Here is a 23186-nt window from a genome sequence, read left to right as displayed (position 1 = left end):
GTGCAAATCACTCTGTTCAGGCGTTACCGGGGTTGAAACACTAATGACACCTTGGCAAAAAATGAAACATTGGAAAGCGAAGTACACAATTTCGGAAGCGTCCCACAGCAGGAATTAGAATTTCGCGCTAGGGTCAGTGCCCCGAACACCCCAAGAAAGAATGAACCATGACTAAAAAGGCCGTTATCGTTTTCAGCGGTGGGCAAGACTCAACAACCTGCTTGATCCATGCACTGACTATTTACGATGAAATACACTGCATTACGTTTGATTATGGCCAGCGCCATCGCGCGGAAATTGATGTGGCGCAACAGCTCTCGAAAAAGCTTGGCGTGACGGTGCACAAAGTACTGGACGCTTCATTGCTGAATGAATTGGCCATCAGCAGCTTAATCCGGGACAACATTCAGCCCCAACCATAGACAGTTCCGGGGACGGTCTGCCAAGCACGTTCGTACCCGGCAGGAATATTCTGTTTTTTTAACCTTGGCTTCTATTTATGCGTATCAAGTGGGCGCTCAAACTGTAATTACAGGTGTTTGTGAAACTGATTTTTCTGGCTACCCAGATTGTCGGGATACATTTGTAAATGTCTTTGAATAATGCCATCGAATTGGGCATGGATTATAAGTTGCGCATTGAAACTCCGCTTATGTGGTTGAACAAGGCGGAAACCTGGGCTTTGGCCGACTACCATAACCAACTGGACTTGATTCGCTACCACACACTGTCTTGCTACAACGGACTACAGGGAAGTGGGTGTGCCGACTGTGACGCCTGTAATCTTTGTGCAAAAAAATTGAATGAGTATCTGGAAAACAGAACGGAGATCATGAACAATCCAAAAGACAAACTAGAATTAAAATAGCTACCCTTGAGCAGGGGGATGCATTAGTAACAGTCTTATCTCCTTCCTTAAGCAGCTTGGGCTCCAGCTATGTACCTTTTAAATAATGACCTAGCGCCGTAGGCGGGCAAAACGTTAAAAACCGCGAAACACATCTTTATAACTATCTGAACGTAAACTATATTGAGTATGTCACCGTTTTCCATAGCACCATAAAACGCAATAAAGCAGAAAAGAAAGCTGTCTATTATCACCGCAAAAAAAGTGCTTAAAAACACTCGCAAAAATAGAAACCTGGAATTTGTCAGCTCTTTTATTCTACATAGCAAGTACGAATTCACATATTCAGAAAAAAGAAAAGAGATTGAGGACGCCACTAATACAGACGACACATGTGTAACGACTACCCTATAGGACTCATCAAGCTTCCAGCCAGGCAACCCGGGAAAATAGCTAGTGACACTCAGTAGAACCACAATAAGAGCATTACTCGCAAAAGCAAACAATATAGCTTTCCTTGCAAGTCTAAGCCCATAAGACTCGTTTAACAGATCGACTATTAAAAACGTCAGCGGATATAGAAAAACACCTGGAGTGACAACAACATCAAATCGTTCCAAATAAACAAGCTTGGTCGCAGCAACATTCGTAAAAATATAAAGCACAAACAGCAACAGATTGAGAACAACATAAGTCATCCACGACCTTTCATGACGATCTTTCATTTCATATGCAGTTAATGCAGCCCCACCGGAATAAAATTTCTTGCATATGTCTTTCACCTCCATCCTATTTAAATTATCTACTATTTCACTTTTCAACAACTCACTTAACTTTACCTTAATGACCTTGCCAGTAGAGATTACCATAATGACAGCAAGGCTTTTGCTATTTTCAAACCCTAACAGCTTGTACTTACTATTTTCGACTTCAGTGTCACTAACCATTAAACCTCTCCTCGACGACATCCCCAACAACACAAACGCTATCAGAATCAAAATACAACCCACTGATGATAGATAACCTTCCTGTTGTTTTGTCGTACACCAGCCTTTCTTTATTACTACTCGACAACCCCTTCTTCACTATCAAGAGATCACCCGCCTCATTTACCCCACTAATTTCGTTCTCCAGAAGCACACCTATTAAATTGCTGGCCGTACCAAAATAATAGGTAAGAGGATGAATCGTTGCCAACTCACCAATTCTCTTGTCCAGACTCTGAATCAGTAGACTCTCTCTAATCACCGGGACCGCCGCAGGATTCATATTCCCCTGCAGAGAAACACTACTCTCTATAATTTCTTTCTCTTCAAAATCAACAGTCTCTATTTCTTTATAAGACACACCAAAAAAATCAGATATTTTTCGAACAGTAGACTGCTGTACATTGACTACCCTTCCTTCCAGAATATTATAGATAGTCGTCCTGGTCAGACCACTGGAACTGCACAAAGACAGCCGCGTTTCTCCGCGACTCTTCATGAGGTACTTAATATTATTTTTCAGTTTTTCCGCTTTGTCTTTCCTATACATTAAATATCTACCACTTGCTTATAGTTGCAACAAACCACACGCCCTAGCTGAATGACTACGGAGGTGAATCTTTGCGAGACCAGCACCCTAAATATTTGCCGCCCACACGAAATAATAGTGCAAGCATATGGAACAGCCGTCAAACAATGTTTCATACCTTTACTTGTGACGCAAAGTCCTACGGATGTCGCCCACTCAAATTAGTGAATTTTCTTACATCAATTAAGAAGTGGCTGACTAGCTTAATATCGATGAAATCTAGATAGCTAGAAAGGGCGCTATTTGAACACCAGCCACACATGAATCATTTAATTACACAGATGTTCATTTATTTGATTAATAAAAATGAATTTTCTGGTAATAAATAGACCGCCCCATCAACTCACGTAAAGCTGCCAAGGGACTGGCACCTTCCTAAACCTTGCAAGGAGCTCCGTCATGAAAAAGACCACTGCCAACTCCCCGCAATCGCCCGACCGTTCACCCGACGACACCACCGACTTATCCAAACTCACCGAAGTCGCCGAACGCTCCGTCAGCGCCCGCCTGCGCAATCCAGGCCGCCCCGACCCTATCAGCCACGTGTTCACGATCATCCCGAATGTCGACACCGAATCCCTGCTCTGTCACGCCTGTGAAACCCTGGCCTCGCTCAACGTCATGACCACCGACTTCGCCGCCGAACTTGAAGGCTCGCACCGCAATATGGCGTTAGCGATTCAACAGTTGGCCTTGCTGGGCGAGTTGCTGGTCAATCGGGCGCTGGACAACCTGGACCCGCCCGAGGGGTTACCTGAAGTTCCGTCCAACAGCGCCCACTGAGTGGTCGCGCTCTTTTACCGAGTGGAGGTTTTCATGGATCGATATATGCCTATCACCGGCATCGACTGCACCATCCCATCATTGCTGATCGACACCGAAGCACCGCTGGACGTGTTGCACGACACCGCGGCCTACCGCATCCGCACTGCAACCCAGCTGCTGGAGTGTTTCGCATTCAGCGAGGGCATTCATAGTGAGCTGGCGCGGGTGCTGGTGACGTCACTGCGCGATGGCTGCGATTTGCTGGATGTCGTCGGGCGACGATTACAGGCGCAGATTTCGGCGTAAAAAAAAACAGGCGACCCCAGTGGGATCGCCTGTTTTTTATACGACAAAGGGCGCCTTTCGGCGCCCTTTCACAAACAGGTCGGCTTGTCATCGCCCTTTACCTGCCTGGCTCTGCGATGGCTGGTTGCCCAGGATCCTCAGAGTCTCACAAGCCCCTTTCGGGAACGTGGGCAGTATTGCCCAAGGTTGAGCAAACAACCATAGCTCTATTTCGATGTATCAGGTGCTGGCATGCAACTTCAGCCCAAGCGCCTTGACGACTTTAAGGATCGTACCGAACTCGGGATTTCCTTCGCCGGACAGCGCTCGGTAAAGGCTCTCACGTGAAAGCCCGGCATCACGCGCAACCTGGGTCATACCTCGGGCACGTGCAATGGTGCCAAGCGCCTTGGCGATAAAGGCTGGGTCATCTCCGGCCTCCTCCATGCAAGCATCCAGGTAATTGGCCATGTCCTCTTCGGTCTTGAGGTACTCGGCAGAGTCCCAGCGAGAAAATTGTTCGGTCAATGTTGAGCTTCGAATGATTTCAGTCATGCGAGCGAGTGTAGCCTTCAAGCTACACTCGCTCAACTTGAACCTACCGTCCACACGGACTGCCACTAAAGTGCCGTCTTACGCATCAGCAACTCGACAAACGCCTTGGCCATCGGCGACTTCTGGTCCTTGCGCTGCACCAGCCACACCGCCGACATCGCCAGCGGGTCGAGCAAGGGCCGATAGACCACGCCGTCGATGCGCATCCGCTGATACGACGCCGGCAACACCGACACCCCGAGTCCTGCCGCCACCAGGCCGATAATGGTCATGGCCTCACCGGCTTCCTGGGTGAAGTGCGGGCTGAAACCCGCGTCACGCGCCAGGTTCAGCAGTTGCGCGTATAGACCACTGCCATAGCTGCGCGGGAAGAACACGAAAGGCTCGTGGGCCAGTGCAGACAGAAACAGCCCTTCCTCGCTGCCGACCACCAGCGGGTCCTTGGAGCTGAGCACCGCCACCAAGGGTTCACGCGTCAACTCGACCACCTCCAGCGAATCCGGCAGCGGCAATGGCCGCATGATCCCGACCTGAATCGACTCGTCCACCAGCGCCTCGGCAACCTGGGTGCTGCTCATTTCCCGCAAGTTCAGATGCACCGCCGGGAAGCGCTGGCGAAACGCGAAGATCGCCTGCGGGATCGTCGAGTTGAACGGCGCCGATGAGGTGAAGCCGATCTTCAGTTCCCCCAGCTCGCCAAGTTGGGCTCGACGGGCGACGTCGGCAGCCTTGTCGACCTGGGCCAGCACCAGCCGAGCCTCTTCGAGGAACAGCCGACCGGCTTCACTGAGCTCGACCCGACGATTGGTACGCTCGAATAAACGTGCGCCGACTTCCTGTTCCAGCACCTGAATCTGCTGGCTCAACGGCGGCTGAGAGATGCCTAGCACCTGTGCGGCGCGGCCAAAATGCAGTTCTTCGGCGACGGCGATGAAGTAGCGCAAATGGCGCAATTCCATGAAAACTCCATTAGGTCGTTAAACCTATCAAACAGGTCGAACAATATATTGGATAGAAACATTAGCCAGCTATATGATTTTTCCATTGCCTGCCTGGCCGTGCTCTCCCGAGGTCCCCCGTGAAAACTGCTGTCGCCCCGCTCGCCCATGAATTGCCGCCGACTGCGCTGGACGATGTGGTCGCCCAACTGAATGATGTGTACATCGAAAAAGGCACGCCGATGTTCATGCGTACGGTGCTGGCGCTGTTCTCCGGCGGCTTTGCGACCTTCGCCCTGCTCTACTGCGTGCAGCCGATGATGCCGCTGTTTTCCCGAGAGTTTTCGATCAACGCGGCGCAGAGCAGCCTGATCCTGTCGGTGGCCACCGGGATGCTCGCCATCGGCTTGCTGATCACCGGCCCGATCTCCGACCGCATTGGTCGTAAACCGGTAATGGTTGCGGCGCTGTTCGCGGCAGCGTTGTGCACCATGGCCAGTGCGATGATGCCAAGCTGGCAGGGCGTGCTGGTGATGCGTGCGCTGGTCGGGCTGTCTCTCAGCGGGCTGGCGGCGGTGGCCATGACGTACTTGAGCGAAGAGATTCATCCACAGCACATCGGTCTGGCGATGGGACTGTACATCGGTGGCAACGCGATTGGCGGGATGTGCGGCCGGCTGATCGTCGGCGTACTGATCGACTTCGTTAACTGGCACACCGCGATGCTGGTGATCGGTGGCCTGGCGCTGATTGCGGCGGCGGTGTTCTGGAAAATCCTCCCCGAGTCGCGCAACTTCCGCTCCCGCTCGCTGCATCCGCGCAGCTTGCTCGACGGCTTCACCATGCACTTTCGCGACGCCGGGCTGCCGTGGTTGTTCCTCGAAGCGTTCGTGCTGATGGGCGCGTTCGTCACGCTGTTCAACTACATCGGCTATCGCCTGCTGGCCGAGCCGTATCACATGGATCAGGCCTTCGTTGGCTTGCTCTCGGTGGTCTACCTGTCGGGCATCTACAGCTCGGCGAAAATCGGCGCATTGGCCGACAAGCTTGGCCGGCGCAAAGTCCTGTGGGCAACCATCGTGCTGATGCTCGCAGGTCTTGCGCTGACCCTGTTCACGCCATTGCCGCTGGTGATCATCGGCATGTTGATCTTCACCTTCGGCTTCTTCGCCGCACACTCGGTGGCCAGCAGCTGGATCGGCCGCCGCGCGACCAAAGCCAAGGGCCAGGCCTCGTCGCTGTACCTGTTCAGCTACTACGCCGGTTCGAGTGTCGCCGGCACGGCGGGCGGGGTGTTCTGGCACCTGGGCGGCTGGAACGGCATCGGCCTGTTCATCGGCGGGTTGCTGATGATTGCGCTGCTGGTGGCGTTGAAACTGGCCCGCTTGCCATTGCTGCCAAACAACCAACCGGCTTGAAGCTTCGGGGCTCAGCGTCGAAAGGACATGAGTTTCAGTACTCGACGCCCTGAAGCTTCGTGCTTGATAACAGCCGCCACATGCAACGCAACCAGCAGTGCGAGCAGCACGCACGCGACGATATGTATTTTAAAAAACAGCACAATCAAATAAGCATTCGTCAGCGGCTGTGGAATCAACAAGACATCAAACACATTGATTGCCCGATCCATCATCAAAAAACCCGTCACCATGACAACACCTGTCACCAGATAAATCAGTCGGTGCATAAACAATACAAACAACTCGACGGGTGAGAGTGGCTGACGGTTTTCATGACGGCTGTGGCGCCAATGAAGAAATACCCGCAGAGCGAAAAACGGTAAAAACACTGTCGTCAGCGATACATTGACAAACGCCACCCACTCCTTGACCGCCAATGAAACATCAAACAGAGAAACATAAAACCCGCTACCCAGCGCCCATATGATGATGACTGCAGATAACCAATGCAGAAACTTCTGCCAACCCGAATACGATGAATTCCTCATTCCAATTAAACTACCCAATGAACATTAGGGGCCATGATGCGGAAACCCCGATCATTTGTTGATGGCTTGGCATTCTCTTTGATCACACTATTAACTCCTGTTCATCCATGAATAAAAAATCGGTCTCGGCACCGAACAATTCAAATAGCCGAGAAAGTACTCTACCGATACAAACAAACACTCTATGCAGGAAGAATCCCCCACCAACGCGGGAAATCTCAGCAGGATGATTAATCAGACATTGCAAGTAATACTAACTTGCAATGAATGGAATAACTTCCGACACATTCCGCAAGAACGTGAAAAACAAAAAAACCCGTCTGACGCAAAGGTCAGACGGGCTTTGGCAGCTATCCAGAACAGGATTACTGGTGGTATTGCGCCGACAATTCATGCACCGCACGCAGGAAGGCGCCGGCATGTTCCGGGTCGACTTCCGGGGTGATGCCGTGGCCGAGGTTGAACACGTGGCCACTGCCTTTGCCATAGCTGGCGAGGATGCGGCCAACTTCAGCGCGAATGGCTTCTGGTTTTGCGTAGAGTACGGTCGGGTCCATGTTGCCTTGCAGGGCGACTTTGTTGCCGACGCGCTGGCGGGCTTCGCCAATGTCGCAGGTCCAGTCCAGGCCCAAGGCATCTGCACCGGCGTCGGCGATGCTTTCCAGCCACAGGCCGCCGTTTTTGGTGAACAGGATCACCGGCACTTTGCGGCCTTCGTGCTCGCGGATCAGGCCGCTGACGATTTTGCGCATGTAGGCCAGGGAGAACTCCTGGTACGCCGCTGCCGAGAGGTTACCGCCCCAGGTGTCGAAGATTTGCACCGCCTGCGCGCCGGCCATGATCTGGCCGTTGAGGTAGGAGGTGACCGACTGCGCGAGCTTATCCAGCAGCAGGTGCATGGCTTGCGGGTTGTCGTAGAGCATGGCCTTGGTCTTGCGGAAGTCTTTCGACGAGCCGCCTTCGACCATGTAGGTGGCCAGGGTCCATGGGCTACCGGAGAAGCCGATCAGCGGCACGCGGCCGTTCAGCTCGCGGCGAATGGTGCTGACCGCGTCCATGACGTAGCCGAGGTCTTTGTGTGGGTCAGGAATTGGCAGGGCTTCGACGTCGGCCAGGGTGCTGACGACTTTCTTGAAGCGCGGACCTTCGCCGGTTTCGAAGTACAGGCCTTGGCCCATGGCATCGGGGATGGTCAGGATGTCGGAGAAGAGGATCGCCGCATCCAGCTGTGGATAACGGTCGAGCGGCTGCATTGTGACTTCGCAAGCGAACTCCGGGTTCATGCACAGGCTCATGAAATCACCGGCCTTGGCACGGCTGGCGCGGTATTCAGGCAGGTAGCGACCGGCCTGACGCATCATCCACACAGGGGTGACGTCTACGGGTTGCTTGAGCAGGGCGCGAAGGAAACGGTCGTTCTTCAGGGCAGTCATGTCGGCATCCGGAAAAAAAGTGCGGGCATTTTCTCAGAGCGCGACGCAAAAGGCACGGCAAGCGCCGCACCTTTTGTCTATCGGGTCAATTTGTCGCGGTGGAACCACCTCACGAGCCGACCTCTCCCCCGTAGGAGCAAAGCTTGCTCGCGATGCGGGCACCTCGGTCGACCTGATTACTGCGGTGATGCTATCGCGAGCAAGCTTTGCTCCCACGGGAACGCGGTTTACTCGCGATGAGGGTCAGACGCCCAGGTAATCCAGGATCCCTTCCGCCGCATTACGGCCTTCGAAGATCGCCGTCACCACCAGGTCAGAACCCCGCACCATGTCGCCACCGGCGAAGATTTTCGGGTTGCTGGTCTGGTGCTTGTACTGGCCCTGTTCCGGGGCCACAACGCGGCCCTGGCTGTCGGTCTGGATGCTGAACTGCTCGAACCACGAGGCCGGGCTCGGACGGAAACCGAAGGCGATGACCACGGCGTCGGCCGGGATGATCTCTTCGGAACCCGGGATCGGCTCGGGGCTGCGACGGCCACGGGCATCCGGTTCGCCGAGACGGGTCTCGACCACCTTCACGCCTTCAACCTTGTCCTCACCGACGATGGCGATTGGCTGACGGTTGTAGAGGAATTTCACGCCTTCTTCCTTGGCGTTCTTCACCTCTTTGCGCGAGCCCGGCATGTTCGCTTCGTCACGACGATAGGCACAGGTCACCGACTTGGCGCCCTGGCGGATCGAGGTCCGGTTGCAGTCCATCGCCGTGTCGCCGCCGCCCAGTACCACGACCTTCTTGCCCTTCATGTCGACGAAGTCTTCCGGCGACTTTTCAAAGCCCAGGTTGCGGTTGACGTTGGCAATCAGGAAGTCCAGCGCGTCATAGACGCCCGGCAGGTCCTCACCGGCAAAGCCGCCCTTCATGTAGGTGTAGGTGCCCATGCCCATGAACACGGCATCGTATTCTTCGAGCAGTTGCTCGATGCTCACGTCCTTGCCGATTTCAGTGTTCAGGCGGAACTCGATGCCCATGCCGGTGAAGACTTCGCGGCGATTGCTCAGCACGGTCTTTTCCAGCTTGAACTCGGGGATGCCGAAGGTCAGCAGACCGCCGATTTCCGGGTTCTTGTCGAACACCACCGGGGTCACGCCACCGCGTACCAACACGTCGGCACAGCCCAGGCCAGCAGGGCCTGCACCGATCACCGCGACACGCTTGCCGGTCGGCTTGACCTTGGACATGTCCGGGCGCCAGCCCATGGCGAATGCGGTGTCGGTGATGTACTTCTCGACCGAACCGATGGTCACCGCGCCGAAGCCGTCGTTAAGGGTGCACGCCCCCTCGCACAGACGGTCCTGCGGGCACACCCGGCCGCAAACTTCCGGCAAGGTGTTGGTCTGGTGCGACAGTTCGGCGGCGGCGAGGATGTTGCCTTCGGCCACCAGCTTCAGCCAGTTGGGAATGAAGTTGTGCACCGGGCACTTCCATTCGCAATACGGGTTACCGCAACCCAGGCAGCGGTGGGCCTGGTCGGCCGACTGCTGGGGTTTGAAGGGTTCGTAGATCTCCACGAACTCTTTCTTGCGTTGACGCAACAGTTTCTTCTTCGGATCCTTGCGCCCGACCTCGATGAACTGGAAGTCATTATTCAGACGTTCAGCCATTGTTAAAACCTCATCAAACTCTTCAGGCGCATATCACTGCGGGTTGGCACGGGTGCTGGAAAGCAACGATTTCAAGCTGGCAGCCTTAGGCTTGACCAACCAGAACCGACGCAAGTAGTCATCGAGGTTTTCAGCGAGGTTACGACCCCACTCGCTGTCGGTTTCCTCGACGTATTCGTTCAGCACGCGTTGCAGGTGGCTGCGATAGGCTTCCATCGCCTCACCGCTGATCCGCTGGATTTCAACCAGTTCGTGGTTGACCCGGTCAACGAAGGTGTTGTCCTGGTCGAGCACGTAAGCGAAACCGCCGGTCATGCCTGAGCCGAAGTTGTAACCGGTCTTGCCCAATACGCAGACGAAACCACCGGTCATGTACTCGCAGCAGTGATCGCCAGTGCCTTCCACCACGGTGTGAGCACCGGAGTTGCGCACCGCGAAACGCTCGCCCGCAGTACCGGCGGCGAACAGCTTGCCGCCCGTGGCGCCGTACAGGCAGGTGTTGCCGATAATGGCGCTGTCCTGAGTCTTGTAGACGCTGCCTTTTGGCGGAACGATGACCAGTTTGCCGCCGGTCATGCCTTTGCCGACATAGTCGTTGGCATCGCCTTCGAGGTACATGTTCAGGCCGCCGGCGTTCCATACGCCAAAGCTCTGACCGGCCGTCCCTTTGAAGCGGAAGGTGATCGGCGCATTGGCCATGCCCTGGTTGCCGTGTTTGCGAGCGATTTCACCGGAGATCCGCGCGCCGATCGAACGGTCGCAGTTGCAGATATCCAGAGCGAAGTCGGCGCCGCTCAGGTCGTTGATCGCCGAAGTGGCCATGTCGACCATCTTCTCGGCCAGCAGGCCTTTGTCGAACGGCGGGTTGCGGTCTACCTGACAGAACTGTGGCTTGTCTGCCGGGATGTGATCGCTGCCGAGCAACGGCGTCAGGTCCAGGTGTTGCTGCTTGGCGGTCTGACCTTCGAGGACTTCCAGCAGATCGGTACGACCGATCAGCTCTTCGAGGGAACGTACGCCCAGCTTCGCCAGCCACTCACGGGTTTCTTCGGCGACGTAGGTGAAGAAATTCACCACCATGTCGACCGTACCGATGTAGTGGTCCTTGCGCAGTTTTTCGTTCTGAGTCGCCACGCCGGTGGCGCAGTTGTTCAGGTGGCAGATGCGCAGGTATTTGCAGCCCAGGGCAATCATTGGCGCGGTGCCGAAGCCGAAGCTTTCAGCGCCGAGGATCGCCGCCTTGATCACGTCGAGGCCGGTTTTCAGGCCGCCGTCAGTTTGCACCCGAACCTTGCCGCGCAAGTCGTTGCCGCGCAGGGTCTGGTGGGTTTCAGCCAGGCCGAGTTCCCACGGTGCGCCCGCGTACTTGATCGAGGTCAGCGGCGATGCGCCGGTACCGCCGTCGTATCCGGAAATGGTGATCAGGTCGGCATAGGCCTTGGCCACGCCAGCGGCGATGGTGCCAACGCCGGCTTCTGCTACCAGCTTCACCGAGACCAGGGCCTTCGGGTTGACTTGTTTCAGGTCGAAAATCAGCTGCGACAAGTCTTCGATCGAATAGATGTCGTGGTGCGGTGGTGGCGAAATCAGCGTCACGCCCGGCACTGCATAGCGCAGCTTGGCGATCAGGCCGTTGACCTTGCCGCCTGGCAGTTGACCGCCTTCGCCGGGCTTGGCGCCCTGTGCGACCTTGATCTGCAGCACTTCGGCGTTGACCAGGTATTCCGGGGTCACACCGAAACGGCCGGTGGCCACCTGCTTGATTTTCGAGCTCTTGATAGTGCCGTAGCGCGCCGGGTCTTCGCCGCCTTCGCCGGAGTTGGAACGCGCACCGAGGCGGTTCATGGCTTCGGCCAGGGCTTCGTGAGCTTCCGGCGACAATGCGCCGAGCGAGATGCCCGCGGAGTCGAAGCGTTTGAGCACCGATTCCAGTGGTTCGATTTCACTGATATCCAGCGGCGTATCAAGGGTCTTGACCTTGAACAGGTCGCGGATCATCGACACCGGACGGTTGTCCACCAGCGCCGTGTATTCCTTGAACTTGCTGTAGTCGCCCTGCTGCACAGCGGCTTGCAGCGTGCTGACCACATCCGGGTTGTACGCGTGATATTCGCCACCGTGGACGAACTTCAGCAAACCGCCCTGCTGGATTGGCTTGCGCGGGCTCCAGGCTTCGGCAGCCAAGGCCTTCTGCTCGGCTTCGATGTCGACGAAACGCGCACCCTTGATGCGGCTCGGCACGCCACGGAAGCTCAGGTCGCAGACTTCCTGAGACAGACCGATCGCTTCGAACAGTTGTGCTCCGCGATAGGAGGTGATGGTCGAGATGCCCATCTTCGAGAGGATCTTGAGCAGGCCTTTGGTGATGCCTTTGCGGTAGTTCTTGAACACCTCGTAGAGGTCGCCCAGCACTTCACCGGTGCGGATCAGGTCGCCCAGCACTTCGTAAGCCAGGAACGGATAAACCGCAGAAGCGCCGAAGCCAATCAGCACCGCGAAGTGATGCGGGTCGCGTGCGGTGGCGGTCTCGACCAGGATGTTGCTGTCGCAACGCAGGCCTTTCTCGGTCAGGCGATGGTGCACCGCACCAGTGGCCAGCGAAGCGTGAACCGGCAGTTTGCCCGGGGCAATATGACGGTCGCTCAGCACGATCTGGGTACGCCCGGAACGCACGGCCTCTTCGGCCTGATCAGCGATATTGCGCACCGCGGCTTCAAGGCCCAGCGCCTCGTCGTAGTTGAGGTCGATGATCTGGCGTTCGAAGCCTGGACGATCGAGGTTCATCAGCGAGCGCCACTTGGCCGGGGAAACGACCGGCGAGCTGAGGATCACGCGCGAGGCATGTTCCGGCGACTCCTGGAAGATGTTGCGCTCGGCACCGAGGCAGACTTCCAGCGACATGACGATGGCTTCACGCAGCGGGTCGATCGGCGGGTTGGTGACCTGCGCGAACTGCTGGCGGAAATAGTCATACGGCGTGCGCACACGCTGGGACAACACTGCCATTGGCGTGTCGTCGCCCATCGAGCCAACGGCTTCATAGCCTTGTTCGCCAAGCGGACGCAGCACCTGATCACGTTCTTCGAACGTGACCTGATACATCTTCATGTATTGCTTGAGCTGGTCAACGTCATAGAACGCCGAACCGTGGTCGTTGTCTTCCATGGTCGCCTGGATACGCAGGGCGTTCTTGCGCAGCCATTGCTTGTATGGATGACGGGACTTCAAACGGTTGTCGATGGCATCGGTGTCGAGGATCTGACCGGTTTCGGTGTCCACGGCGAAGATCTGACCCGGGCCAACGCGGCCCTTGGCGATCACGTCTTCAGGCTGGTAGTTCCAGACACCGATTTCCGAGGCCAGGGTGATGAAGCCGTTTTTGGTGGTAACCCAACGCGCCGGACGCAGACCGTTACGGTCGAGCAGGCACACCGCATAACGACCGTCGGTCATTACCACGCCGGCCGGGCCGTCCCACGGTTCCATGTGCATCGAGTTGTATTCGTAGAATGCACGCAGATCCGGGTCCATGGTCTCGACGTTCTGCCACGCAGGCGGAATGATCATCCGCACGCCACGGAACAAGTCGATGCCGCCGGTGACCATCAGCTCCAGCATGTTGTCCATGCTCGAGGAGTCGGAACCCACGCGATTGACCAGCGGGCCGAGTTCATCCAGATCCATCAGATCGTTGGTGAACTTGGTGCGACGAGCCTGGGCCCAGTTACGGTTACCGGTGATGGTGTTGATTTCACCGTTGTGCGCGAGGAAGCGGAACGGTTGAGCCAACGGCCATTTCGGCAGGGTGTTGGTGGAGAAGCGCTGGTGGAACACGCAGATTGCGGTTTGCAGGCGCTGATCGCTGAGGTCTGGATAGAAGGCGGTCAGGTCCGCCGGCATCATCAGGCCTTTGTAAATGATGGTCTTGTGCGAAAAGCTGCAGACGTAGTGGTCGAGGTCGGCGGCGTTGGCCACGGACGAGCGACGACGGGACGTGAACAGTTTGACGGCCATGTCCTGATCGCTCAGGCCCGCACCGCCGATGAACACTTGTTCGATCTGCGGCAGGCGCTCGAGCGCCAGACGGCCGAGAACGCTGGTGTCGATCGGCACTTTGCGCCAACCCACCAGTTGCAGGCCGGCAGCCAGGATCTCGCGGTTCATGTTCTCGCGAGCCGCTTCGGCTTTTACCGGGTCCTGGTTGAAGAACACCATGCCCACGGCGTATTGCTTGGGCAGTTCAATACCAAACGTTTCCTGGGCGATGGCTCGCAGGAACACGTCGGGCTTTTGCATCAGCAGACCGCAACCGTCGCCGGTTTTGCCGTCAGCGTTGATCCCACCGCGGTGGGTCATGCAGGTCAGGGCCTCAATGGCCGTTTGCAACAGGGTATGACTGGGTTCGCCCTGCATATGGGCTATCAGGCCGAAACCGCAGTTATCCTTGAACTCATCTGGTTGGTACAGACCTGCTTTCATAGACACTTTCTCACCAGGCTGCCTCTTATCGAGACAAATTTCTTTTCAATTCAGCCAGTTACCTTCCACGCCGAACGTACGCCAGCTTTGCGGGGGCAAAAGGGAGGTCATTGTACACACCGACACAGAGGCTCACAAATTTGACGACGAAATGTCGCAAATCTATGTCGCATTTGTGAAAGGTTTAAAGCGATATGCTGTGCTAGTCAAAACATTTTTAATGTTGACCGCAACGACTCAAAGACTACTGTGACGCAGACGCCACAAGGCACGCGGCTTTGACAGCCGCATGCGCTTGCAGAAATTTTGAGGTGCCGGGAGAGGCGGCCTGGGTAAGGCCGCCGAATCTTCAGCGAGCTGTTGCCAGTTCTTGTTGGACGCTGGCGACAGAGCGAGGCCAAGGTTTACCAGCCTGAACCTTCGCTGGCAAGGCCTTGATGGCGGTAACGGCTGCATCGCGGTTGGCGAAGCTACCGTAAGTGATGACGTAAAGCGGCTTGCCGTTGAGGACTTTCTTGAAATAGCGGTACTCGCCGCCCTGCTCCTTGACGAAGTTTTGCGCCGCGGCTTCAGAGCTGGTGCCGAGGATTTGCACTACATAATTGCCCGGCGCCTGACCTGCGTACCAGGTGCCACCGGTTGCGGCTTTGGCGACGGTCGCCGGCTTCTCGACCGGTTTCTCGACAGCTTTGGCGACTGGGGCAGGTTTGGCCACTGGAGCCGGTTTGGCCGCAGGTGCCGGGGCTGGCTTGGCAGTTGCGACCTGAGTCGGCGCTGGCGTTGGCTTGGCCGCAGGCGCTGGTGCAGGGGCTGGCGTCGGACCGGCCGGAATACCGGCTGGCGGCGCAGTGGTGGTCACGGTAGGCGGTTTGGCGCTGGAGCCTTCGACTGGCACGCCGTCGTCGCCTTCAGTGATACCGCCCGCAGCTTCCGCCAATGGGCCGCGCATAACCGGCTGCGATTGTCCGACCAGCGGCAATGGCATCGGCTGGGTATTACCGGCGAACTCGACCGACGGAGCACCACCATTCGGTTTCGGTGTGCCCAGTGGCAATTGCGCCTGCTCATTGGCAGGCGCGCCGGTGGCTGGTGCCTTGCTGCGACCCGGCATCAACCAGGCGGCGGCCACCGCGACCACGACTACGGCAGATATCGCCAATACGTGTTTCTTCGGCATGTTGAACCCCATACTTGGACGCTTGACCGCTGAGCGGCTAGCAATCATGGCTTCGATCATCGCATCGCGGGCGACCTGATTGATGTTTCCAGGCCATCCATCGGAGCTTTCGTGTATCTCAGAGATCTGATTCGCAGAGAAAAGTTCGATTCCCTGACCGGCGCCTTCGAGTCGCTGGGCCAGGTATTCGCGGGTTTCTTCTTCGGCGTAAGGTTGCAGTTCGATGACGTGGAAGCGCTCTTCCTCGGTGCTCAGTTGCTCAAGTTCAGCGATCAGCGACGACTCACCGAACAGGAACACGTGCGGACGACCTTCCGGCGCACCCGCCGCCAACGCCAGTAGCGCTTCAAGGGCGGACTCGTCGAGCTGCTCGGCGTCATCGACCAGCAAATAGACTTCCTGACCGGTCAGTGCGAGCTGCACCACTTGCTTGAGAATCGCACCGACTTCAGCCTGGGCAACGTTCAGCGCCTGAGCCACCTGACGCAACACACCCGCCGCATCACCGGCGCCACGGGCGGAAACCACCACGCTCTGCACCGACTGCTTGTTGGTGCTGGCTACCAGCGCCTGACGCAACAGGGTCTTGCCACTACCTTGCGGGCCGGTAACCACCAGCAACAACTGGCTGTAACGGGCCAGGTGATGCAGTTGCCCCAGCACGGGCTTGCGCTGGGCAGGGAAGAACTTGAAGCCAGGCACCCGTGGAGCGAAAGGGTCGTGACTCAACTGGTAATGGCCGAGGAACGCCTCGTCGGCATGCAAACTAGTCATCGGGATCTTATTAACCTTTAAGCTGAGCCAGGGCGCGGTAATCCGCTCCCAGCGTGGCCTGTAAAACCTCTTTCGGATAATCGTCGGTCACTACGGCTTCGCCCATGCGGCGCAACAACACCAGTCGCAAACGACCGTCGATTACTTTCTTGTCAATTGCCATGTGTTCGAGAAAATCGGCTTCGGTCATCACTGAAGGTGGGATGACCGGCAACCCGGCCCGCTGGAACAGGCGAATGCCGCGATCACGCTCCTGGTCGCTGATCCAGCCCAGGCGCGAAGACATTTCCAAGGCCATTACAGTGCCAGCAGCCACCGCTTCACCATGTAGCCAGACACCATAGCCCATGTGGGTTTCGATGGCGTGGCCGAAGGTATGGCCCAAATTGAGCGTAGCGCGCACCCCAGACTCGCGCTCGTCGGCACCGACCACAGCAGCCTTGGCCGCGCAGGAGCGTTCGATAGCGTAGGTCAGGGCCGTTTGATCCAGTGCCCGCAAGCGATCGACGTTGTCTTCGAGCCAGGTCAGGAACGGCTCATCGCAGATCAACCCGTATTTGATGACTTCCGCCAGACCCGCCGACAACTCGCGAGCCGGCAAGGTATTGAGCGTTGCGGTATCGATCAACACGACGTTCGGCTGATAGAAGGCGCCAATCATGTTTTTGCCCAACGGGTGGTTGATGCCGGTCTTGCCGCCCACCGAAGAGTCGACTTGCGACAGCAAGGTGGTCGGAACCTGGATGAAATCGACACCACGCTGGTAACAAGCAGCGGCAAAACCGGCCATGTCGCCTATCACACCGCCGCCCAAGGCGATCACGGTGGTGCGGCGGTCATGGCGAGCGGTGAGCAGGCCGTCAAAGATGGTTTGCAGGGTTTCCCAGTTCTTGAAGGCTTCACCGTCAGGCAGAACCACGGAGATCACCGAAAACTGTGCAAGGCTGCGGGTCAGACGCTCTAGATACAGCGGCGCAACGGTCTCGTTGGAGATGATCGCGACTTGCCGCCCGGCGATATGCGGCGCCAGCAGTTCGGGCTGATCCAGCAACCCTTCGCCAATATGGATCGGGTAGCTTCGCTCGCCTAAATCGACCTTAAGTGTCTGCATGTGTCCCCACAGTGAAGTTGGAATCAGGTGTCCGGCCTTACATTATCGACTGACAACATCTGCGTGTGTGACGCTGCCCGTTCGTCATGCGCCACACCTTCGAACGGTCATGACCGGAGCCGAGGATAGCGCATTTCGTCCTGCGCATTAACGGGGAGGCAGCTGCTGCAAGCGCTCCAGGATGTCCAGGACCACCATCCGCGGCGGCCGCTCATCGGTTTCCACCACCAGGTCGGCGATCTCCCGATACAGCGGATCGCGTAATGCCAGCAGATCACGGAGGGTTTTTGCCGGATCGGCGGTGCGCAACAGAGGACGATTGCGATCACGCGCGGTGCGCCCGACCTGCTGCTCGACGGACGCATGCAGATACACCACACGCCCGCCAGCATGCAGCGCCCGACGATTGGCTTCGCGCATCACTGCGCCACCACCCGTCGCCAGCACCACGCCATCAAGCGCGCACAGCTCGGCGATCATCGCCTGCTCGCGGTCGCGAAAGCCGGGTTCGCCTTCTTTGTCGAAGATCCACGGGATATTGGCGCCCGTGCGCAATTCAATTTCCTTATCGGAATCCTTGAACGGCAGGCGCAGCTCTTTGGCCAACAAGCGACCGATGGTGCTTTTTCCAGCACCCATCGGCCCAACAAGAATCAAATTTCGCACAGAATCAATGACTCACAGCAATCGCCTGGTTATTCATGATACGCGGAGTGAGAAATACCAGCAGCTCGGATTTTTTCTCCGACACCACGTCACGCCGGAAAAGGCGGCCAAGATACGGCACATCACCGAGAAATGGCACCTTATCTACAACCTTGCTCTGAGTATTTGAGAAAACCCCGCCAATGACGATGGTTTCGCCATCGTTGACCAGTACCTTGGCATTGACCTCGTTCTTCTTGATCGGCGGCACATCCTGCACTTTGTTCAGGTAGTCCGGCTCATCCTTGGTGACCTTGACCTCCATGATGATGCGGTTATCCGGGGTGATCTGCGGCGTCACCTCCAGAGACAGCGAGGCCTCCTTGAACGCCACCGATGTCGCGCCGCTGGAGCTGGCTTCCTGATAGGGGATTTCCGTACCCTTGAGGATCTTCGCGGTTTCCTTGTCGGAGGTGACCACTTTGGGTTGAGAGACGATTTCCCCGTTACCGGTCTTCTCCATGGCCGTCAGCTCAAGGTCCAGCAACACGTTATCGGTGATGAAGGCGATGCCGATCCCCGATGTATTCCCTGCCGCGCCCATATCGACGAACGGTGAGTTGGTGCTGGTGCTGCCCGGTGTACCAATGGTCGATGAGGCGTTGGCCCCGTTGCTGACCCCGGAGGCATTCCAGTTACCCTTGTTGCGGACCGAGCCGCCCCAACGCACGCCGAGGCTTTTGTCGTAGTCGACGTTGGCTTCGACGATCCGCGCCTCGATCATCACCTGACGCACTGGAATATCCAGCTGAGCGACGATTCGCCGTAGCTCATCCAGGCGATCCTGGGTCTGGTAGGCAATGATGTTGTTGGTTCGCTCGTCGACAGTGATCGAACCACGCTCGTCGACTTTCGCCTCGGCGCTGGTCACCGACTGGAACAGCTTGGCGATATCCGCCGCCTTGGCGTAGTTGACCTGCAACAGCTCACGGCGCAGTGGCGCCAGCTCGGCGATCTGTTTGCGCGACTCCAGCTCCTGGCGCTCGCGGGCGGCAATCTCATCTGCCGGCGCTACCAGCAAGACGTTACCGATCTTGCGCTTGTCCAACCCTTTGGTCTTGAGCACCAGATCCAGCGCCTGATCCCACGGCACGTTTTGCAGGCGCAAGGTGATGCCGCCCTGCACCGTGTCGCTGGCCACCAGGTTGAGGTTGGTAAAGTCAGCGATCAGTTGCAGTACCGAGCGCACATCGATGTCCTGAAAATTCAACGACAGCTTCTCACCGCTGTAGGCGAAACGATCTGCGTTGCGCTTCTGCAGATCGTCGACAGTCATCGGGCGGACACTGACGGTCAGCTTGTTGTCGGTCTGGTAGGTCGAATATTCGTATGTACCACTGGGCTCGATGCTGATGCTCGCTTTATCGGCAGACGCACTGGCGTTGACGAACTGCACCGGCGTGGCGAAATCCTTGACGTCCAGGCGAACCCGCAACCGTTCGGGCAACTGGGTTTTGGCGAAGGTGAGAATGATCTTGCCGTCACGCTCCTGGATGTCCGGGCTGATACCGGGGTCTGACAAGTCAATGACGACATTGCCTTCACCCTGCTCACCGCGTTGAAAGTCCACGCCGCGAATGGCCTTGCTCACGGGAGCATAAGTCTTGGCGGCCACTGGCATGGCGCTCGCCACTCGCGGTGCCGCTGGCCTGGGTTTCTGAGCGGCAGCAGCCTGCCCAACCACCACGAACAGCGTATTGCCCTCGACTCGCGTGCTGTAAGGCGTCAACTGCGTCAGGTTGATGATCAAACGGGTGCGGTCCTTGGCCTCGACCACTGTCGCACTGCGAGCGTTGCCGCCTCCCAGATCCCGCGTCTTGCTCGCCAGTTGGCTGCTCACACCCGGCAGATCAAGGGCGATGCGTGCCGGCTGATCGGTGGTATAGCCATGAGGCGCGGGCGGTGGCCCGTCGAAAGCCAGTTTCAACTCGATGCGATCACCCGGCAGCGCGGCGACATCCAGCGCTTTGAGATTGGCTGCCTGCACCATCGGAGAAAGCAGCGCCATCCATAGCGAAAAACCGAGGGTTGAGAAGATCCTGTTCATGATACGAGTTCCACTATGAGTGCTCTTTCAAAGGAATAGTCCGCGCTCGCTCCAGCCAGGCACCTTGGCCATCGGGAACGATTTCGACCACATCGACTTGCGAGTCGCTGATGGCCACGATCCGGCCATCGTTGCGCCCCAGGTAGTCACCGACCTTCAGCCGATGCACCCCACCGGCACCGCGCAGCAGCGCAAAGGCGCCGGACGCATTGGAAATAGTGCCGACCATTTCAAACTGCTCGATGTTGAAACCTTCAAGGTATTGCTTGACCCGGTTCGGATCGGGCTTGACGTTGCGTGCCCCCGGTTTTCGACCTGCAAGGTCGACCCTGATCTGCGGTGAAAACGGACTGCGCAACGACGCAGCACTGTAAGTGAATGTCTCGTAGGACCTGAACGTCGGCACCGGCTCGATCTTGCCGGGCGGATGCAGACGCACCTCGTTCATGTAGGCGTCCAGATCGCTGAAGTCGTTACCGTTGCCACAACCGGCAAGCCCTCCCAGCAGCACAGCCAGCGAAAACCATCGGGCCGCGTTCATTTCTGCAGCCCCTTGTCGTTGTAGCGGTAAGTCTTGGCCAGGATGTTCATGCGCAGTTTCGCGCCGCTGCCCGGAACAACCGGCTCGACGTTGAAATCGTGCAGGGTGACGATCCGCGGGAGGTTGGCGACGCCACTGACGAAGGTCGCCAGGTCATGGTAGGCGCCAGTGACAGTGATCTGGATCGGTAACTCGATGTAGAACTGCTGGGTGACTTCCGGCAGCAGCTTGATCTCTTCAAACTCCAGCCCGCTGCCCAATCCGGTGCGAGTGATATCTTCCAGCAGACCGGGCACCTCGGTATCGCCGGGTAACTGCCGCAGGAGCACGCCGAAGGAGGTTTCCATTGCTTTCATCTGCTCGATGTAGCGCTCCAGATTGGCCGCCATGTGCGCCTTGCTCGCGAACTGCTCCTTGAGGGTGGCTTCCCCGGCGCGGGCCTGCTCAAGCTGATCTTCAAGATCCTTGAGGTAAAAGCTGTAACCCAGCGCCAGCACCAGCACGATCAGCAGCCCGCTGGCCAGGCCTTTGATCGCCGTGGGCCAGGAGCCTATGTTGTTCAGGTCCAGGTCGTTGATATCGACCTTGCGCAACCCCTCGAACCATTGGGACGGGCTCATTTCGCGTCCTCCGCTGCGGCCGGTTGAGACTGACGAACGGTCAACTGAAACACGTTGGCCTGATCCAGCGCGCCGGCCGTGGTCGCTTTGACCTCGGTCAGGTTCGGCGACTCGAACCGGTCGGAGGCATCGAGGTTGCGCAACAACTCCGAGACGCGATTGTTCGACTCTGCCGCCCCGCTGATGGACAGCGTTTTATCGACCAGCTTCACGTCGGTGAAATACACCCCGTCCGGCAGCCTGCGCGCCAGTTGATCGAAAATACGTGCGCTGACCGATCGATTGCCTTGCAAGTCCTGGATGATCCGCATCCGCTCCACGAGTTGCCGACGACGGGTTTTCAGATCGCTGATCTGCTTGATCCGGTCATCCAGCACGGCGATCTGTTTGCCGACGTAATCGTTGCGGACGACCTGTCGATCAATCGCACTGCTGATGGCGTGATCACCCAGCAAAATTACCCCGACCGCCGCCGCCAGCGCGCCGGCCAACCCCAACAGGAAGCGCTTGCGACGCTCCTCACGCAGCTCTTCGCGCCAAGGGAGAAGATTGATCCGCGCCATCAGTCGAAACTCCTCAGCGCCAGGCCGCAGGCAATCATCAGCGCCGGCGCATCACTGGCCAGGGCACTGGCGTTGACCTTGCTGCTCAATGTCATGTCCGCAAACGGATTGGCCACCTGCGTCGGCGTGCCCAGGCGCTGCTCGATCAGTCGATCCAGCCCGGTGACCGAGGCTGTGCCACCGGCCAGCAGGATGTAGTCGATCGCGTTGTACTGACCCGAGGCGAAAAAGAACTGCAACGATCGCGAAACCTGCTGCACCAGCGCCTCGCGGAACGGTTGCAGGACTTCGCTGACGTAGTCTTCAGGCAAGCCACCCTGTTTTTTTCCAAGACCGGCCTGTTCAACCGTCATGCCATAGCGGCGCTGGATTTCCTCCGTCAACTGACGACCGCCGAACAACTGCTCGCGGGTGTAGATGATTCGGCCGTTGGACAGCACGCTCAAGGTGGTCATGGTGGCGCCGATGTCGACCACGGCCACCGTCGAACGCTCGGTCACGCCGGCCAACTGTGCCGTCAGCAAGCCGAATGAACGCTCCAGCGCGTACGCCTCGACATCGACGACCCGTGCGGTCAGGCCGGCAAGGGCCAGCGCAGCTTCGCGAACTTCGACGTTTTCCTTGCGACAGGCCGCCAGCAATACGTCGACCCGCTCGGGATTACGCCGGGAGGCGCCCTGCACTTCAAAATCGATGGCGACTTCTTCGAGGGGATAGGGGATGTACTGGTCAGCTTCAATCTTCAGCTGATTTTCCATTTCATCGGGGGAAAGCCCGGCGTCCATTTCGATGATCTTGGTGATGACCGCCGATCCGGCAACCGCCACCGCGACACTCTTGACGCTGGTTTTGGCCTTGAGCAACACCCGGGACAACGCCTGCCCGACGCCTTCGAGTTCGGCGATATTTTTCTCGACCACGGCGTTGGTCGGCAGCGGCTCTACCGCGTAGGCTTCGACCCGGTATCGATTGCCTGCACGGCTTAGCTCGAGAAGCTTCACCGAAGTGGAGCTGATATCGATCCCCAAAAGCGTGCGGCTTTTTTTATTGAAGAGTCCCAGCACTTGCAATTCCCTATGACTATCCGTGAGTTACGGACTCTTTATGATTCATTGCGTTCAATAGCTGCGTCTTGACAGAGGCGCCAAATGCGCTTTTGGC

Annotated in this window: 19 protein-coding genes and 1 pseudogene; 4 read left to right on the top strand and 16 right to left on the bottom strand. The window is 57.4% G+C overall.

Translation table 11 applies throughout. The features are described 5' to 3' along the window. Window positions 1-167 precede the first annotated feature (167 nt). Window positions 168-868, top strand: a pseudogene (queC, locus tag AC1RJ3_RS00695) (7-cyano-7-deazaguanine synthase QueC). A 47-nt stretch (window positions 869-915) separates the two neighbouring features. Here queC and AC1RJ3_RS00690 read toward each other — a convergent pair. Together AC1RJ3_RS00690 and AC1RJ3_RS00685 are read right to left on the bottom strand one after the other, a co-directional pair. Next, window positions 916-1794, bottom strand: a complete 879-nt coding sequence (locus tag AC1RJ3_RS00690) for a queuosine precursor transporter (protein WP_493076964.1) — start codon at window positions 1792-1794, stop codon at window positions 916-918. Continuing rightward, window positions 1787-2383 carry a helix-turn-helix transcriptional regulator gene (locus tag AC1RJ3_RS00685; protein ID WP_493076962.1) on the bottom strand — a complete coding sequence of 199 codons (597 nt, stop codon included), beginning with the start codon at window positions 2381-2383 and terminating at the stop codon, window positions 1787-1789. The genes AC1RJ3_RS00690 and AC1RJ3_RS00685 overlap by 8 nt, the downstream gene beginning before the upstream one ends. Before the next feature lie 438 nt (window positions 2384-2821). Here AC1RJ3_RS00685 and AC1RJ3_RS00680 point away from each other — a divergent pair, with 438 nt between their 5' ends. Together AC1RJ3_RS00680 and AC1RJ3_RS00675 are read left to right on the top strand one after the other, a co-directional pair. Beyond that, on the top strand, window positions 2822-3205 hold the full coding sequence (locus tag AC1RJ3_RS00680) for a DUF6124 family protein (RefSeq protein ID WP_493076960.1): 384 nt from the start codon (window positions 2822-2824) through the stop codon (window positions 3203-3205). 33 nt (window positions 3206-3238) lie between these two features. Then, window positions 3239-3493, top strand: coding sequence for a hypothetical protein (locus tag AC1RJ3_RS00675; protein ID WP_019691391.1), 255 nt, complete (start codon window positions 3239-3241; stop codon window positions 3491-3493). 219 nt (window positions 3494-3712) lie between these two features. On the opposite strand, the gene AC1RJ3_RS00670 is transcribed toward AC1RJ3_RS00675, so the two are convergent. Together AC1RJ3_RS00670 and AC1RJ3_RS00665 are read right to left on the bottom strand one after the other, a co-directional pair. Then, entirely contained in the window at window positions 3713-4000 is a 288-nt protein-coding gene (locus AC1RJ3_RS00670; RefSeq protein ID WP_019691390.1) for an addiction module antidote protein, read from the bottom strand. 92 nt (window positions 4001-4092) lie between these two features. Then, a complete protein-coding gene (locus AC1RJ3_RS00665) occupies window positions 4093-4986 on the bottom strand; it encodes a LysR family transcriptional regulator (protein WP_493076957.1) in 894 nt (297 codons plus the stop codon). A gap of 152 nt (window positions 4987-5138) precedes the next feature. Here AC1RJ3_RS00665 and AC1RJ3_RS00660 point away from each other — a divergent pair, with 152 nt between their 5' ends. Beyond that, on the top strand, window positions 5139-6383 hold the full coding sequence (locus tag AC1RJ3_RS00660; RefSeq protein WP_493077305.1) for an MFS transporter: 1245 nt from the start codon (window positions 5139-5141) through the stop codon (window positions 6381-6383). Window positions 6384-6394: 11 nt separating this feature from the next. Here the strand turns inward: AC1RJ3_RS00660 and AC1RJ3_RS00655 are convergent, their stop codons facing one another. The 12 genes from AC1RJ3_RS00655 to AC1RJ3_RS00600 form a co-directional block, all read right to left on the bottom strand. Then, the gene (locus AC1RJ3_RS00655) at window positions 6395-6913 is read right to left on the bottom strand and encodes a cytochrome b (RefSeq protein ID WP_103317128.1); all 519 of its coding nucleotides are present in this window, start codon (window positions 6911-6913) and stop codon (window positions 6395-6397) included. Between the two features lie 365 nt (window positions 6914-7278). Further along, on the bottom strand, window positions 7279-8346 hold the full coding sequence (hemE, locus tag AC1RJ3_RS00650) for a uroporphyrinogen decarboxylase (RefSeq protein ID WP_054595237.1): 1068 nt from the start codon (window positions 8344-8346) through the stop codon (window positions 7279-7281). Window positions 8347-8589: 243 nt separating this feature from the next. Further along, entirely contained in the window at window positions 8590-10008 is a 1419-nt protein-coding gene (locus AC1RJ3_RS00645; protein WP_054595236.1) for an FAD-dependent oxidoreductase, read from the bottom strand. A 33-nt stretch (window positions 10009-10041) separates the two neighbouring features. Next, window positions 10042-14487 carry a glutamate synthase large subunit gene (gltB, locus tag AC1RJ3_RS00640; RefSeq protein WP_493076954.1) on the bottom strand — a complete coding sequence of 1482 codons (4446 nt, stop codon included), beginning with the start codon at window positions 14485-14487 and terminating at the stop codon, window positions 10042-10044. Between the two features lie 349 nt (window positions 14488-14836). Beyond that, the gene (locus AC1RJ3_RS00635) at window positions 14837-16438 is read right to left on the bottom strand and encodes an AAA family ATPase (protein WP_103317123.1); all 1602 of its coding nucleotides are present in this window, start codon (window positions 16436-16438) and stop codon (window positions 14837-14839) included. A 10-nt stretch (window positions 16439-16448) separates the two neighbouring features. Continuing rightward, a complete protein-coding gene (aroB, locus tag AC1RJ3_RS00630; RefSeq protein WP_054595233.1) occupies window positions 16449-17549 on the bottom strand; it encodes a 3-dehydroquinate synthase in 1101 nt (366 codons plus the stop codon). A 147-nt stretch (window positions 17550-17696) separates the two neighbouring features. Continuing rightward, window positions 17697-18215 (bottom strand): shikimate kinase AroK, encoded by a 519-nt coding sequence (aroK, locus tag AC1RJ3_RS00625; RefSeq protein WP_054595232.1) that lies wholly within the window; start codon window positions 18213-18215, stop codon window positions 17697-17699. A gap of 4 nt (window positions 18216-18219) precedes the next feature. Continuing rightward, window positions 18220-20301, bottom strand: coding sequence for a type IV pilus secretin PilQ (locus AC1RJ3_RS00620; RefSeq protein ID WP_103317121.1), 2082 nt, complete (start codon window positions 20299-20301; stop codon window positions 18220-18222). A 13-nt stretch (window positions 20302-20314) separates the two neighbouring features. Beyond that, the gene (locus tag AC1RJ3_RS00615) at window positions 20315-20842 is read right to left on the bottom strand and encodes a pilus assembly protein PilP (RefSeq protein WP_054595230.1); all 528 of its coding nucleotides are present in this window, start codon (window positions 20840-20842) and stop codon (window positions 20315-20317) included. Next, window positions 20839-21462: a type 4a pilus biogenesis protein PilO gene (pilO, locus tag AC1RJ3_RS00610; protein ID WP_054595229.1), complete on the bottom strand. Its 624-nt coding sequence runs from the start codon at window positions 21460-21462 to the stop codon at window positions 20839-20841. Before pilO ends, AC1RJ3_RS00615 begins: the two co-directional genes overlap by 4 nt. Then, window positions 21459-22025, bottom strand: a complete 567-nt coding sequence (locus AC1RJ3_RS00605) for a PilN domain-containing protein (protein ID WP_493076950.1) — start codon at window positions 22023-22025, stop codon at window positions 21459-21461. The genes pilO and AC1RJ3_RS00605 overlap by 4 nt, the downstream gene beginning before the upstream one ends. After that, window positions 22025-23089, bottom strand: coding sequence for a pilus assembly protein PilM (locus AC1RJ3_RS00600; RefSeq protein WP_216742899.1), 1065 nt, complete (start codon window positions 23087-23089; stop codon window positions 22025-22027). Before AC1RJ3_RS00600 ends, AC1RJ3_RS00605 begins: the two co-directional genes overlap by 1 nt. Window positions 23090-23186 lie beyond the last annotated feature (97 nt).

It is taken from the genome of Pseudomonas sp. GW822-FHT04C11 (genome assembly GCF_058800905.1).
Note: the sequence above shows the minus strand (reverse complement) of the source record. Positions and strands in the feature narration are given on the sequence as shown.

Bases quoted from the DNA above. Each gene is read 5' to 3' on its own strand.
- pilO (WP_054595229.1), bottom strand. From the start codon at position 21,462: ATGAGCCCGTCCCAATGGTTCGAGGGGTTGCGCAAGGTCGATATCAAC.
- AC1RJ3_RS00685 (WP_493076962.1), bottom strand. From the start codon at position 2,383: ATGTATAGGAAAGACAAAGCGGAAAAACTGAAAAATAATATTAAGTAC.
- AC1RJ3_RS00655 (WP_103317128.1), bottom strand. From the start codon at position 6,913: ATGAGGAATTCATCGTATTCGGGTTGGCAGAAGTTTCTGCATTGGTTA.
- AC1RJ3_RS00615 (WP_054595230.1), bottom strand. From the start codon at position 20,842: ATGAACGCGGCCCGATGGTTTTCGCTGGCTGTGCTGCTGGGAGGGCTT.
- hemE (WP_054595237.1), bottom strand. From the start codon at position 8,346: ATGACTGCCCTGAAGAACGACCGTTTCCTTCGCGCCCTGCTCAAGCAA.
- AC1RJ3_RS00605 (WP_493076950.1), bottom strand. From the start codon at position 22,025: ATGGCGCGGATCAATCTTCTCCCTTGGCGCGAAGAGCTGCGTGAGGAG.
- AC1RJ3_RS00620 (WP_103317121.1), bottom strand. From the start codon at position 20,301: ATGAACAGGATCTTCTCAACCCTCGGTTTTTCGCTATGGATGGCGCTG.
- gltB (WP_493076954.1), bottom strand. From the start codon at position 14,487: ATGAAAGCAGGTCTGTACCAACCAGATGAGTTCAAGGATAACTGCGGT.
- AC1RJ3_RS00675 (WP_019691391.1), top strand. From the start codon at position 3,239: ATGGATCGATATATGCCTATCACCGGCATCGACTGCACCATCCCATCA.
- AC1RJ3_RS00635 (WP_103317123.1), bottom strand. From the start codon at position 16,438: ATGACTAGTTTGCATGCCGACGAGGCGTTCCTCGGCCATTACCAGTTG.
- AC1RJ3_RS00645 (WP_054595236.1), bottom strand. From the start codon at position 10,008: ATGGCTGAACGTCTGAATAATGACTTCCAGTTCATCGAGGTCGGGCGC.
- aroB (WP_054595233.1), bottom strand. From the start codon at position 17,549: ATGCAGACACTTAAGGTCGATTTAGGCGAGCGAAGCTACCCGATCCAT.
- AC1RJ3_RS00665 (WP_493076957.1), bottom strand. From the start codon at position 4,986: ATGGAATTGCGCCATTTGCGCTACTTCATCGCCGTCGCCGAAGAACTG.
- AC1RJ3_RS00680 (WP_493076960.1), top strand. From the start codon at position 2,822: ATGAAAAAGACCACTGCCAACTCCCCGCAATCGCCCGACCGTTCACCC.
- AC1RJ3_RS00690 (WP_493076964.1), bottom strand. From the start codon at position 1,794: ATGGTTAGTGACACTGAAGTCGAAAATAGTAAGTACAAGCTGTTAGGG.